Below are 12,572 nucleotides of genomic sequence, written 5' to 3'. Positions count from 1 at the left end.
CGCGGGCGAAGGGGATCGGTGCTTTATTGCGCCCACGTAAAATCGTCGGCGTCGCGCCAGGCCGGAAAGCGCTCGCGATAAGCGTTAAGGGCCTCCAGCGACAGCGTTGCGTCGAGCCGCGCCTGCGTAAAGGGCGCCGCCTCGCTGAGGATCTCGCCCTGCGGCGAAATAATCCGGCTGTCGCCGCTGTAGTGATGCTGGTTGCCGTCGCTGCCAACGCGGTTGCAGCCCGCCACATAAGCCTGATTCTCAATAGCGCGCGCCAGCAGCAGCGCCTGCCAGTGCAGCGCACGCGGCGCGGGCCAGTTCGCCACATAGAGCGCCAGATCGTAGTCGTTGCGGTTGCGCGCGAACACCGGGAAGCGCAGGTCGTAGCAGATCTGCGGCAGGATACGCCAGCCGCGCCACTGCAGCACTTCACGCGTCGTCCCTGGCTGATAGTGATGATGCTCGTCCGCCATGCGGAACAGGTGCCGCTTGTCATACTGGTGCAGCGTGCCGTTCGGCTCTACCAGCAGAAAGCGGTTCACCGCGCCTTTCTCAGTCTGGATCGCCGCGCTGCCGCCTACCAGCGCGTCGCTCGCCTCGGCGTGGCGGTGCAGCCACTCCACCACCTGCGCCTGCGGCAGCGAACGTTGCGCCGCTTCCATGGCGAATCCGGTCGTGAACATCTCCGGCAGCAGGATCAGATCGCGGCCCGTCACGCCCTCAAGGACGGCATCGAAATGGCGCAGGTTCGCTTCGCCATCCATCCAGTGCAGGGTTTCCTGCAAAACGGTAATCTTTAAATCTGACATAAGCGCTCCGCGGCGGCGTCCAGCGTCGCCTCCTGTTTGGCGAAGCAGAGGCGGATCAGCCTGTGCGGGAAGGGGCCGGCGCAGAACACCGATAGCGGGATCGCCGCCACGCCCACCTCTTTCGTCAGCCACTGACAGAAGCTTACGTCATCGAGATCGGAGATGGCGCTGTAGTCCGCCAATAGAAAGTAGGTGCCTTCACACGGCAGCACCTTAAAACGGCTCTTCTCCAGCGCCTGCGCCAGGCGGTCGCGGCGCGCGCGGTAAAACGACGGCAGCTCGCGGTAGTGCTCCGGCGCGTTGCGCAGCATATCGGCAATCGCCAGCTGCGCGGGGGTATTGACCGCAAAGGTCAGATACTGATGCACCTTGCGGATCTCCGCGCTGATGGCGGCGGGCGCGACGCTGTAGCCCACTTTCCAGCCGGTCATATGAAAGGTTTTGCCGAATGAGGAGACGGCGATAGCGCGTTCGCGCAGCTGCGGATGCGCCAGTACGCTGGCGTGACCCGCCTCATCGAAGCAGATATGCTCGTAGACCTCGTCGCTCAGCACGTAAATTTCCCGATCGGCAATCGCCTGCCAGAGCGCGGCGAAATCCGCTTTACGCCAGACGGTGGCGGAAGGGTTGTGCGGCGTATTAAGGATAACCAGACGCGTTTTGCTGGAGAGCAGACGGGCGAACGCTGTCCAGTCGACGCGAAAGCCCGGCGGCTGCAGCGCGATGCGCTTCAGCACGCCCCCTGACAGCTCGACGGCAGGCGCATAGCTGTCGTAGCTTGGGTCGAAGCAGATCACCTCATCGCCCTGGCGCACCAGCGCCGTGATCGCCGCGTAGAGCGCTTCGGTCGCGCCAGCGGTCACGGTGATCTCGGTTTCGACGTTGGGCCGGTAGCCATAAAGCTCAGCGGTTTTCCCGGCGATCGCTTCGCGCAGCGGCAGCGCGCCGGTCATCGGCGCATACTGATTCGCGCCCTGGCTGACGTGATGCGCCAGGCGCTCCTGCAGATAGCGCGGGCCATCGAAATCGGGAAAACCCTGAGAGAGGTTAATGGCGTTATGCTGCTGCGCCAGCGCACTCATTTGGGTAAAAATGGTGGTGCCGAGAGCGGGAAGTTTACTCTCCGGCGTCAGATTGGGCTGCGTCATGGTTAATTGCCTTAAGCGCGAATGTCGTTGCGGAGTAACCCTGTGTTGAAGCCACTATAAACAGGATGTTAATATTTGGCAATCGAGACGCTTAGACGTCTAAAACCCACGTTACAGGATGCCTGATACGCTATGTCTGCACTCTCTCCGCTCGACCAGCTGGTGGCGGCCTGCCGCTGGATTGGTGAAAAAGGCTGGGCGCCCGCCACCGGCGGCAATATGTCGGTTCGTGAAAATGACCGCTTCTGCCTGCTCAGCGAATCGGGCAAGGATAAAGGCAGCCTGACGCGCGACGACTTTATTCAGGTGGAGATCGCCACCAGCAGCGTGCCGTCCGGACGTCGGCCCTCGGCGGAAACAGGACTCCATACCCTGATCTACCGGCTGTTTCCCGACGCGGGCGCGGTGCTACATACCCATACGGTCAATGCGACGGTGCTGTCGCGGGTTGAAAAGGACAGCGCGCTGCGGCTGGAAGGCTATGAAATGCAGAAAACCCTGGCGGGGCAGCATACCCACCTTGCGTGCGTGGCGATCCCGCTGTTTGATAACGACCAGGATATCAACGCGCTGGCGCAGCGCATTGAGGCATATGCCCGAAACAATCCGTTTCGCTACGGCTTTCTGCTGCGCGGCCACGGCTTAACCTGCTGGGGCCGGGACGTTAACGAGGCGCGTCGCCATCTGGAAGGTCTGGAATTTTTATTTGAATGCGAACGTCAGCGTCGCCTGCTGGAGGCTTAATGATCCGCGCCATTGTCACCGATATTGAAGGCACTACCAGCGATATCCGCTTCGTACATGAGGTGCTGTTCCCGTACGCGCGTCAGCATCTTGCCGCGTTTATCCGCGCGCAGCATCAGCAGCCCGACGTCAGCGCCGCGCTCGACGCGGTGCGCGCCGAAGCAGGGCAGCCGGAGGCCGATCTGGCGGCGGTAACGCAGATCCTGTTGCGCTTTATGGACGAGGATCGCAAATCCACCGGGCTGAAAGCGTTACAGGGGATGATCTGGCGCGACGGCTATGTGAACGGCAGCTTTACCGGTCATCTCTATCCCGACGTCCTGCCAGCGCTGCGCGCATGGCGGGAGCAGGGCGTTCAGCTTTACGTTTATTCTTCCGGTTCGGTTGCAGCGCAAAAACTGTTATTTGGCTACAGTGATGAAGGTGATATTACTGGCCTGTTTAGCGGTTATTTTGATACCCGCGTCGGCGCCAAGCGCGAGGTCGCCTCCTACCGCAATATTGCTGAAAAAACCGGCCTGCCCGCTGAGCAGCTGCTGTTCCTCTCCGACATTCGTCAGGAGCTGGATGCGGCAGCGGAAGCCGGATGGAATACAGTGCAGTTAATTCGCGGCCCCGCAGACAGCGAAAGCCGCCATCATCAGGTGAACACCTTTTCGGGAGTCGTTTTAGCATGAGTGCATTGACCATTTTTACCGATACCGAGGCCACGCTGCCGGTGTGGCACAGTACCGATGCGGAGATGATCCGCGAGCGGCTGAACGCAAAAAATGTGCGCTTCGAGCGCTGGGCGGCGGATCGCGATTTAGGCGAAAATCCAGAGCCTGCCCGCGTGATTGAAGCCTATCAGCATGCTATCGATCTGCTGGTGGCGGAGAAGGGCTATCAGAGCTGGGACGTCATCAGCATGCGCGCCGACCACCCGCAAAAAGAGGCGCTGCGCGAGAAGTTTCTCGCCGAGCATACGCATGGCGAAGATGAGGTGCGCTTCTTTGTCGAGGGCTCGGGCCTTTTCTGCCTCCACCTCGACGGTCAGGTCTATCAGATCCTGTGTGAGAAAAACGATCTTATCTCGGTGCCGGCGGGTACGCCGCACTGGTTCGATATGGGCTCGTCACCGCACTTCACCGCCATTCGCATTTTCGATAATCAGGAAGGCTGGGTGGCGCATTTTACCGGCGACGCCATCGCCGACGCCTATCCGCGCCTGCCTTAATGTCTGAGGGGCGCGCTGAGCGCGCCCTTTTATTTAGGGCTGAAAAATCCCCGCCTTTACCTCGTCCGGCGACACCGCGCCGGTATCCAGCACCCAGCCGCTGATCAGCGCTGCGGGCGTCACATCGAAAGCCGGGTTATAAACGGCCGCCGCTTCCGGCGCCCACTGTACGCTGCCAAAACTACCCGCCACGCCAGTGACTTCGCTGGCGGCGCGCTGTTCAACCGGTATGTCGCGGCCGCTGGCGCACTGGCGATCCAGCGTGGTGTAGGGCGCGGCGACATAGAACGGGATCTGGTGGTAGTGCGCCAGCACTGCGAGGCTATAGGTGCCGATTTTATTCGCCACGTCGCCGTTGGCCGCAATGCGGTCCGCGCCGACCCAGATCGCGTCGACCTGGCCGCTCGCCATCAGGCTGGCCGCCATCGAGTCGGTGATGAGCCGATAGGGGATCGCCAGCTCGCCCAGCTCCCAGGCGGTAAGCCGCCCGCCCTGCAGCAGCGGGCGCGTCTCATCGACCCAGACGCTCGCCACCTTGCCCTGCTGATGCGCGCGGGCGATAACGCCCAGCGCGGTGCCGACGCCCGCCGTCGCCAGCCCGCCGGTGTTGCAGTGGGTTAACAGGCGGCTGCCCGGTTTAACCAGCGCGCTGCCCGCCTCGGCGATGCTGTCGCACAGCTGACGATCTTCCTCCACCAGACGCAGCGCTTCATGACCCAGCGCGGCGACGAAATCCTCCTGCGCCAGCGCCTGTTTCATCCGGTCCAGATTATTCATCAGGTTGACCGCCGTCGGACGCGCGGCGCGTAATACAGCCAGCGCCTGCGCCAGCGCGTCGCGGCTGGCACCCGCTTCGGCCAGCAGTGCCAGCAGCAGCGAGGCGGAGAGGCCGATCAGCGGCGCGCCGCGCACGCGCAGGGCATGGATATGGTCAATCAGCTGCGGCACGTCGTACGCCGGAAGCCAGTTTTTTTGCTGCGGCAGCGCCTGCTGGTCAAGGATCCAGAGCTGATTGTCACGAACCTCTAAGCTGGTGGTGCGGAGTGTTTGCATTGTCTGTGAAAACCCTGTTGCGTTGTTATCACGTATTGTGCCAACATGCGGAACGGATGTATAGACGTCTGAACGGCTTATTATAGCGCCCTGGCGGAGTTTTCGTTGCAGAGACTTTTGTTGGAGAGGAATGGCAATGTCGCAATACCGTACCTTCACCGCGGCTGACGCCGTAGCCTATGCCAGAGAGTTTGGCGGCGTAGAGGACCCCGCTTCGCTGGTCGCGGCGGAAGAGATAGGTGATGGCAATCTCAACCTGGTATTTAAAATTTTCGACCGCCAGGGCAACAGCCGGGTCATCGTAAAACAGGCCCTGCCTTATGTGCGCTGCGTCGGCGAGTCCTGGCCGCTGACGCTGGATCGCGCGCGGCTGGAGGCGCAAACCCTGGTCGAGCACTATAAATATTGTCCGCAGCACACGGTGAAGGTGACGCACTACGACGAGACGCTGGCGGTGATGGTGATGGAAGATCTCTCGAGCCACCGCATCTGGCGCAGCGAGCTGGTGAAGGGCGCTTACTATCCGCAGGCGGCGACGCAGCTGGGCGAATATCTGGCGCAGACGCTGTTTCACACATCCGATTTTATGCTGCATCCCCACACGAAAAAGGCGGAAGTGGCGCGCTTTATTAATCCGGAAATGTGCGAGATCACCGAAGATCTTTTCTTTAACGACCCCTATACCGATCACGAGCGCAACAGCTATCCGCAGGCGCTGGAGCCGCTGGTCGCCAGCCTGCGCAGTGATGATGCGCTGAGGATCGCCGTTGCCGGACTGAAACACCGCTTTTTTGCAAACGCCGAAGCGCTGCTACACGGCGATATCCACAGCGGCTCGATCTTCGTCGCCGATAACAGCCTGAAGGCGATCGACGCGGAGTTCGGCTATTTCGGCCCGATTGGCTTTGATGTCGGTACGGCGCTGGGCAACCTGCTGCTTAACTACTGCGGTCTGCCGGGGCTGCTGGCCCCGCGTGAGGCGGCGGAAGGGCGCGAGCTGCGGCTGAACGACGTGCGCGAGGTATGGAACAGGTTCGCCGCGCGCTTCCTGGCGCTGGCGCAAGAGAAAACCCGCGATGTAGCGCTGGCATACCCAGGCTATGCGCAGGCGTTTTTACGCAAGGTGTGGGCCGATACGATCGGCTACTGCGGCACCGAGCTGATTCGCCGCACCGTCGGCATGTCGCACGTTGCGGATATGAAGCTGATTAAGGATGAGGCGATGCGCACCGAGTGTATCCGCAGCGCCATTACGCTGGGACGCACGCTGATTCTGGCGGCGGATCATGTGGAAGATGTAGAAGCGCTGATTGCGCGTATTCGGCAGGCGGGCTAAGGGCGAGCAAAAGTCTCTTTTTACAGGCCGCGCACGCTCCTTGTGCGCGACCCTTTTGCTTACGCCGCCTCGCTTTCTCGCGCGGCCTTAACCGTCGGCTGCTTTACCGGCACCGCCAGCGCATCCGCTTCAAACTCGTCGACGTTAATGGCGCGCAGGCGGCTCGCTTCGGCGCGCGTCAGCACATCCGCCTCAGCGGCATCAATCCATCCCGCTTTAAGCGCCCGCTGCGCCAGCGCGTCGAGCCGGGTGAAAGAGAAGTGCTCTTTCTGCTGTTTGCACAGACGATCGTGGATCGCTTCCGCCGCCATCACCTCCTGCAAGGCCTGCTCAAGCTGGCCCGCCGGGTTATGCTCGCTCGGCGTCAGATACTGGCCGCGTCCCAGACGCGTCCGGGTGGCGGAGGGCAGCTGCAGCAGCTTCGCCAGTTTATGATCCAGACGGTCGCTCGGCGCCGGGCAGTGCTTGCCACCGGCAAAAATCATCATGCGCAGCGCGCCAGCCGCCAGCGGGCTCGGGAAGTTGCGCAGCAGATCTTCTATCGCCTGCTCGGCCTGATGCAGCGCATCCTGCACGCCCCAGTGAACCAGCGGCAGATCGGCCTCGTGACGGCCCTCATCGTCATAGCGTTTCAGCGTGGCGGAGGCGAGATAAAGCTGGCTCAGCACATCCCCCAGACGCGCTGAAATACGCTCGCGTCGTTTCAGACTGCCGCCGAGCACCGCCATCGAAACGTCTGCCAGCAGCGCCAGGTTGGCGCTCAGACGGTTGAGGTGCTGGTAGTAGCGGCGCGTGGCGTCGCGCGTCGGCGAGGCGCTGCTGCGTCCCGCCGTCAGGCCGAGCCACAGGCTGCGTACGGCGTTGCTGCCCACATAGCCGATATGACTGAACAGGGCGGCGTCGAAGGCGTTGAGATCCTGACTCGCCGCCGCCGCCATCTCTTTCAGTACAAACGGATGACAGCGGATCGCCCCCTGACCAAAGATAATCATGCTGCGCGTCAGAATATTCGCGCCTTCTACCGTGATGGCGATGGGCGCGCCCTGATAGGCGCGGGCAAGGAAGTTATTGTTGCCAAGCATAATGCCTTTGCCGCCCGCGATATCCATGGCGTCCACGATAGCGCGCTGACCGCGATGGGTGCAGTGATACTTCACAATCGCCGACAGCACCGCCGGCTTCTCGCCCTGCATAATGCCGGTGGTAATCAGCGTCGCCGCGGCGTCCATGACATAGGCATTACCGGCAATGCGCGCCAGCGGCTCCTCGATGCCCTCCATCTTACCGATAGAGACTTTGAACTGACGACGGATATGCGCATAGGCGCCGGTCGCCAGCGCCACGCTTTTCAGGCTGCCGGTCGAGTTCGACGGCAGGGTAATGCCGCGTCCTACCGACAGACACTCAACCAGCATGCGCCAGCCCTGACCGGCCATCTGCGGGCCGCCGATAATAAAATCGATCGGCACGAAAATATCCTTGCCGCGCGTCGGGCCGTTCTGGAACGGCACGTTCAGCGGGAAGTGACGCTTGCCGATTTCGACGCCCGGCGTGCTGGTAGGGATTAACGCGCAGGTAATGCCCAGCGACTCGGTATCGCCCAGCAAACCATCAGGATCGGAAAGCTTAAAGGCCAGGCCTAACACGGTCGCCACCGGCGCCAGCGTAATGTAGCGTTTATTCCAGGTGAGGCGCATGCCCAGCACCTGCTTGCCTTGCCACTCGCCCATACAGACTACGCCGGTATCGGGAATGGCCCCGGCGTCGGAACCTGCCTCCGGGCTGGTCAGCGCAAAGCAGGGGATCTCGTCGCCGCGCGCCAGACGCGGCAGATAGTGATCTTTCTGCTCGTCAGTGCCGTAATGCTGCAGCAGTTCACCAGGGCCAAGCGAATTGGGCACGCCAACGGTAATCGCCAGAATGCCGGAGACGCCCGCCAGCTTTTGCAGCACGCGCGCCTGCGCATAGGCGGAGAATTCCAGGCCGCCATACTCTTTTTTAATAATCATGGCGAAGAAGCGCTGCTCTTTCAGATAAGCCCACAGCTCCGGCGGCAGATCCGCCATCTCATGGGTGATGGCGAAATCGTTCGCCATGCGGCAGGCCTCTTCCACCGGCCCGTCGAGAAACGCCTGCTCTGCTGGCGTCAGGCGCGGCTGCGGGTAATTATGCAGCTTCTGCCAGTCCGGCTTGCCCTGAAACAGATCGCCTTCCCACCAGGTGGTCCCGGCGTCGATCGCCTCTTTTTCAGTGCGCGACATCGGCGGCATCACCTGCTGAAAGCGTTGCAGCATCGGCTTCGAAAACATTGCGCGGCGCATTGAGGGCAGGTTAAACGGCAGCAGCACAATAGCCAGCGGCAGCAGCAGCCAGGGAGTCCAGAGGTGCGCCGCGGCCCAGCCGGCGGTCCACAACAGTAAAATCACGCTGCTCGCCGCCAGGGATACGCGGTGATAAAACAGGACGCTGATTAACACCAGCGTCGCGAGGATCGACACAACCATCATAATCACGGCTCCGTAAGTAGTAAGAGGTCTGACCTGTTATTGGTAGAGGTGTATGACACTGGCGATTAATTAGCAATCCGTTTACATCGCAATTACAACCTTACTCACAAAATCGGAAAGTCAGCTGCGCAGGGCGCGCGGGCTTTCACGCGGCGCACGCTTTGCGGCAACCCGCCATTCCGTTAAACTTGAAAAGTCACTCTTTTACTAACAAGGACATCCCTATGTACCAGGACATCATTCGCTCTGAGCTGAATGAAGCAGCGGATACGCTGAATACGTTCCTTAGCGACGAAGCGAACATTCACGCGATTCAGCGCGCGGCGGTGCTGCTGGCCGACAGCTTTAAAGCGGGCGGTAAAGTGCTCTCCTGCGGCAACGGCGGCTCCCACTGCGACGCCATGCACTTCGCCGAAGAGCTGACCGGCCGCTATCGCGAAAACCGTCCGGGCTATCCGGCAATCGCCATCTCCGACGTCAGCCATCTTTCCTGCGTCAGCAACGATTTCGGCTACGACTACGTTTTCTCACGCTATATCGAAGCGGTGGGGCGTCCGGGCGACGTGCTGCTGGGGCTCTCTACCTCCGGCAACTCCGCCAATATCATTAAGGCGATCGAAGCGGCGCGCGCGCAGGGCATGAAGGTGATTACCCTGACCGGCAAAGATGGCGGCAAGATGGCGGGCTCGGCGGATATCGAAATCCGCGTGCCGCACTTCGGCTATGCTGACCGCATTCAGGAGATCCACATCAAGGTGATCCATATCCTGATGCTGCTGATCGAAAAAGAGATGGTGAAATAAAAGTCCCGGCCGCCATCTTCTGTGCTGGCGGCCTTTCTGACTAAGGCGGTAGCTATGTGCGAATTGCTCGGGATGAGCGCCAACGTTCCAACCGATATCTGTTTCAGTTTTACCGGCCTGGTGCAGCGCGGCGGGGGAACCGGGCCGCATAAAGACGGCTGGGGCATCACCTTTTATGAAGACAGAGGGTGCCGCACCTTTAAAGATCCGCTGCCGAGCTATAACTCGCCCATCGCGCGGCTGGTGCAGGAGTACCCGATCAAGTCCCATTCGGTGGTGGCGCATATTCGCCAGGCGAATCGCGGGCCGGTCTCGCTGGAAAATACCCATCCCTTTACCCGCGAGCTATGGGGACGCAACTGGACCTATGCGCATAACGGGCAGCTAAAAGGCTATCGTCAGCTGGAAACCGGCCATTACCGCCCGGTCGGTGAGACCGACAGCGAGAAAGCGTTCTGCTGGATCCTGCACAAGCTGGCGACGCGCTATCCGCGCACGCCCGCCAACTGGCCGGCGGTGTTTCGTTATGTGGCGGAACTGGCGGGCGAGCTGCGGCAGAAAGGGGTGTTTAATATGCTGCTGTCGGACGGACGCTATCTGATGGCGTTCTGCTCAACCAATCTTTACTGGATCACGCGCCGCGCGCCCTTCGGCAAAGCGCAGCTGCTCGATCAGGACGTCGAGATCGATTTCCAGCAGCACACCACCGCCAACGATGTGGTGACGGTGATTGCAACGCAGCCGCTGACGGGAAATGAAACCTGGCACCGCATCGTGCCAGGCGAGTGGGCGTTATTCTGCCTTGGAGAGCGCCAGGAATGATTTAGACGCGGCTTCGGGATTAACAATCACCGGGCTGCTGTTGTTCATCACATAGCTGCCGCTGGCGACATTGACCGTCGGCGGCTGATGATACTTCTCAAAATAGGCGTAGCCCGGCTGCAGCTCGCGCCAGAAGCTGGCGTAGGTAGAGTAGCGATGACGCTGCATATTGGTGTCGGTCATGCGGAACGGGAAGATGCTGATATTGACCTGCGCCTGGCCGTTACGCAGCGCCGCGTTCACATAAGTGATGATCTCATCCATATAGGCGTTGGTCATGGCGTAGCAGCCGATAGATTTGCAGTCGCCATGGATCATCAGATAGTTGCCGGTGTAGGCGTGTTCGCGATCGTACTGGTTAGGAAAACCGACGTTGATAGCGCGATAAAAGCGGCTGTCCGGCTTAAGCTGGTTTAGCCTGACGCTGTAAAATCCTTCCGGACTCTTAAAATCCCCTTCACGGCGCTTCGGTCCGAGGCCGCCGGAAAAGTTACAGATGCGGTAGGTATCGAGCAGGCGAAATTCGTTGCCGATTTTGCCATAAAGCTCCAGCGTGCGTTCTTCCTTGAAGATCTGAATATAAACCGGCGTGCCGAGTAGCTGTTTCTTTAATTCTTTACTCACCGGCGTCGACATCTGCTGCGTCGGCTCGGGAGTCATTGCCATGCTGAGGGCTGGCATCAAAATCATCGCAAACAGAAGTGCGATTTTGCCCATGCTGTGTATACCTTGAGTGAGGAAGAACGGTGACGCGAAACGCGTCCAGACTTGCATTATCGGAAAACTCCGCTACCGCAGCGCAACATTAGCATTGTCTGTTTTTTTATCAAGATGCCGCCGGATAAATTCGCGTTTTCCTCAAGGTATGACGGCCAGAAATTTGTAAACTTTAATGGCAATTTGCGTTAATGCCCGCTTTCTTCCGCGCCCGAAGCAGCGGGCGCGCGGCGGCGCTTTTGCATCTGTACATCTATACAGTATCATAAGGTGTGGCGAAAACCTGATGGCGGGCAAGCGTGAAAATCATACATGTCGATATGGACTGCTTCTATGCAGCAGTGGAGATGCGCGACAATCCGGCGTTGCGCGATATCCCTATCGCCATTGGCGGCAGCCGGGAACGACGCGGCGTGATCAGTACGGCGAACTATCCGGCGCGTAAATTCGGCGTACGCAGCGCGATGCCCACCGCGATGGCGCTGAAGCTCTGCCCACATTTGAAACTTCTGCCGGGTCGCTTTGACGCTTATAAAGAGGCATCACAACAGATCCGCGATATTTTCCTGCGCTACACCCCTTTAATCGAACCGCTGTCGCTGGATGAGGCCTACCTGGACGTTACCGACAGTCCGCACTGTCACGGCTCCGCCACGCTGATTGCCCGCGAGATCCGCGCCACTATTCAGCGTGAGACGGGGCTGACCGCCTCGGCCGGCATCGCGCCGATTAAGTTTCTCGCCAAGATCGCCTCCGATCTCAACAAGCCCGACGGGCAGTACGTGATTACCCCGCAGGAGATGCCCGGCTTTCTGCTGTCGCTGCCGCTGGCGAAAATCCCTGGCGTCGGCAAGGTGGCGACAAAGAAGCTGGAAGAGATGGGGCTGCATACCTGCGCCGATGTGCAGAAAGCGGACGTGGCGCAGCTGCTCAAGCGTTTCGGCAAGTTTGGCCGCGTGCTGTGGGAGCGCAGCCACGGCATTGACGAGCGCGGCGTGGTGGTAGAACGCGAGCGAAAGTCCGTCGGCGTCGAGCGGACGCTGGCGGAAGATATTCACAGCTGGGAAGCCTGCCTGGAGATTATCGATTTTCTTTATGCGGAGCTGGAGCGTCGCCTGACCCAGGTGCGCCCCGACAAACAGATTGCGCGGCAGGGAGTCAAACTCAAGTTCAATGATTTCCAGCTGACGACCCAGGAGCATATCTGGCCGGAGCTGAATAAAGAGGATCTGATTGCGGTGGCGCGTAAAACCTGGGATGAACGACGCGCCGGGCGCGGTGTGCGGCTGGTGGGGCTGCATGTGACGCTGCTGGACCCGCAGCTAGAGCGACAGCTGCTGCTGGGGCTGTAATCACAAAGGGCAAAACCAGCGGCATTCTGAACGGCGCCAGTGCAGGTAGCATCGACCAATCGCAACGTTGCGGCTCC

At 60.4% G+C, this 12,572-nt stretch carries 12 protein-coding genes; 7 read left to right on the top strand and 5 right to left on the bottom strand.

The window, feature by feature from the left end; genetic code table 11:
* Positions 1 to 23 precede the first annotated feature (23 nt).
* On the bottom strand, positions 24 to 797 hold the full coding sequence (locus MHZ89_RS05950) for an amidohydrolase (protein WP_311782210.1): 774 nt from the start codon (positions 795 to 797) through the stop codon (positions 24 to 26).
* Complete coding sequence (locus tag MHZ89_RS05945) at positions 785 to 1,945, bottom strand: pyridoxal phosphate-dependent aminotransferase (RefSeq protein WP_311782209.1); 1,161 nt, start codon at positions 1,943 to 1,945, stop codon at positions 785 to 787. The genes MHZ89_RS05950 and MHZ89_RS05945 overlap by 13 nt, the downstream gene beginning before the upstream one ends.
* A 132-nt stretch (positions 1,946 to 2,077) precedes the next feature.
* Here MHZ89_RS05945 and MHZ89_RS05940 point away from each other — a divergent pair, with 132 nt between their 5' ends.
* From MHZ89_RS05940 to MHZ89_RS05930, 3 genes are read left to right on the top strand one after another with little or no spacing between them, the layout of a single operon-like run.
* The gene (locus tag MHZ89_RS05940; RefSeq protein ID WP_311782208.1) at positions 2,078 to 2,689 is read left to right on the top strand and encodes a methylthioribulose 1-phosphate dehydratase; all 612 of its coding nucleotides are present in this window, start codon (positions 2,078 to 2,080) and stop codon (positions 2,687 to 2,689) included.
* On the top strand, positions 2,689 to 3,366 hold the full coding sequence (mtnC, locus tag MHZ89_RS05935) for an acireductone synthase (protein WP_311782207.1): 678 nt from the start codon (positions 2,689 to 2,691) through the stop codon (positions 3,364 to 3,366). Before MHZ89_RS05940 ends, mtnC begins: the two co-directional genes overlap by 1 nt.
* On the top strand, positions 3,363 to 3,905 hold the full coding sequence (locus tag MHZ89_RS05930; RefSeq protein WP_311782206.1) for an acireductone dioxygenase: 543 nt from the start codon (positions 3,363 to 3,365) through the stop codon (positions 3,903 to 3,905). The genes mtnC and MHZ89_RS05930 overlap by 4 nt, the downstream gene beginning before the upstream one ends.
* A gap of 33 nt (positions 3,906 to 3,938) precedes the next feature.
* Here MHZ89_RS05930 and mtnA read toward each other — a convergent pair whose 3' ends face one another.
* A complete protein-coding gene (gene mtnA / locus MHZ89_RS05925) occupies positions 3,939 to 4,958 on the bottom strand; it encodes an S-methyl-5-thioribose-1-phosphate isomerase (RefSeq protein ID WP_311782205.1) in 1,020 nt (339 codons plus the stop codon).
* Positions 4,959 to 5,094: 136 nt separating this feature from the next.
* On the opposite strand from mtnA, the gene mtnK reads away from it, so the two are divergent.
* On the top strand, positions 5,095 to 6,294 hold the full coding sequence (gene mtnK, locus MHZ89_RS05920; RefSeq protein WP_311782204.1) for an S-methyl-5-thioribose kinase: 1,200 nt from the start codon (positions 5,095 to 5,097) through the stop codon (positions 6,292 to 6,294).
* Positions 6,295 to 6,353: 59 nt separating this feature from the next.
* Here mtnK and fadE read toward each other — a convergent pair whose 3' ends face one another.
* The gene (gene fadE, locus MHZ89_RS05915) at positions 6,354 to 8,801 is read right to left on the bottom strand and encodes an acyl-CoA dehydrogenase FadE (protein ID WP_311782203.1); all 2,448 of its coding nucleotides are present in this window, start codon (positions 8,799 to 8,801) and stop codon (positions 6,354 to 6,356) included.
* Between the two features lie 224 nt (positions 8,802 to 9,025).
* On the opposite strand from fadE, the gene lpcA reads away from it, so the two are divergent.
* Together lpcA and MHZ89_RS05905 are read left to right on the top strand one after the other, a co-directional pair.
* The gene (gene lpcA, locus MHZ89_RS05910) at positions 9,026 to 9,604 is read left to right on the top strand and encodes a D-sedoheptulose 7-phosphate isomerase (protein WP_033752849.1); all 579 of its coding nucleotides are present in this window, start codon (positions 9,026 to 9,028) and stop codon (positions 9,602 to 9,604) included.
* Positions 9,605 to 9,658: 54 nt separating this feature from the next.
* On the top strand, positions 9,659 to 10,426 hold the full coding sequence (locus MHZ89_RS05905) for a class II glutamine amidotransferase (protein WP_120451151.1): 768 nt from the start codon (positions 9,659 to 9,661) through the stop codon (positions 10,424 to 10,426).
* Here the strand turns inward: MHZ89_RS05905 and dpaA are convergent.
* The gene (gene dpaA / locus MHZ89_RS05900; protein ID WP_311782202.1) at positions 10,397 to 11,143 is read right to left on the bottom strand and encodes a peptidoglycan meso-diaminopimelic acid protein amidase; all 747 of its coding nucleotides are present in this window, start codon (positions 11,141 to 11,143) and stop codon (positions 10,397 to 10,399) included. The two genes, MHZ89_RS05905 and dpaA, sit on opposite strands and share 30 nt — an antisense overlap.
* Before the next feature lie 299 nt (positions 11,144 to 11,442).
* Between dpaA and dinB the strand changes: the two genes are divergently transcribed.
* Entirely contained in the window at positions 11,443 to 12,495 is a 1,053-nt protein-coding gene (gene dinB / locus MHZ89_RS05895; protein ID WP_311782201.1) for a DNA polymerase IV, read from the top strand.
* Positions 12,496 to 12,572: the final 77 nt, after the last annotated feature.

Source organism: Pantoea sp. ACRSB (assembly GCF_022346905.1).
Classification (GTDB): Bacteria; Pseudomonadota; Gammaproteobacteria; order Enterobacterales; family Enterobacteriaceae; genus Pantoea; species Pantoea piersonii.
The sequence above is the reverse complement of the archived record's forward strand: the minus strand, read 5'-3'. Positions and strand labels throughout refer to the sequence as shown.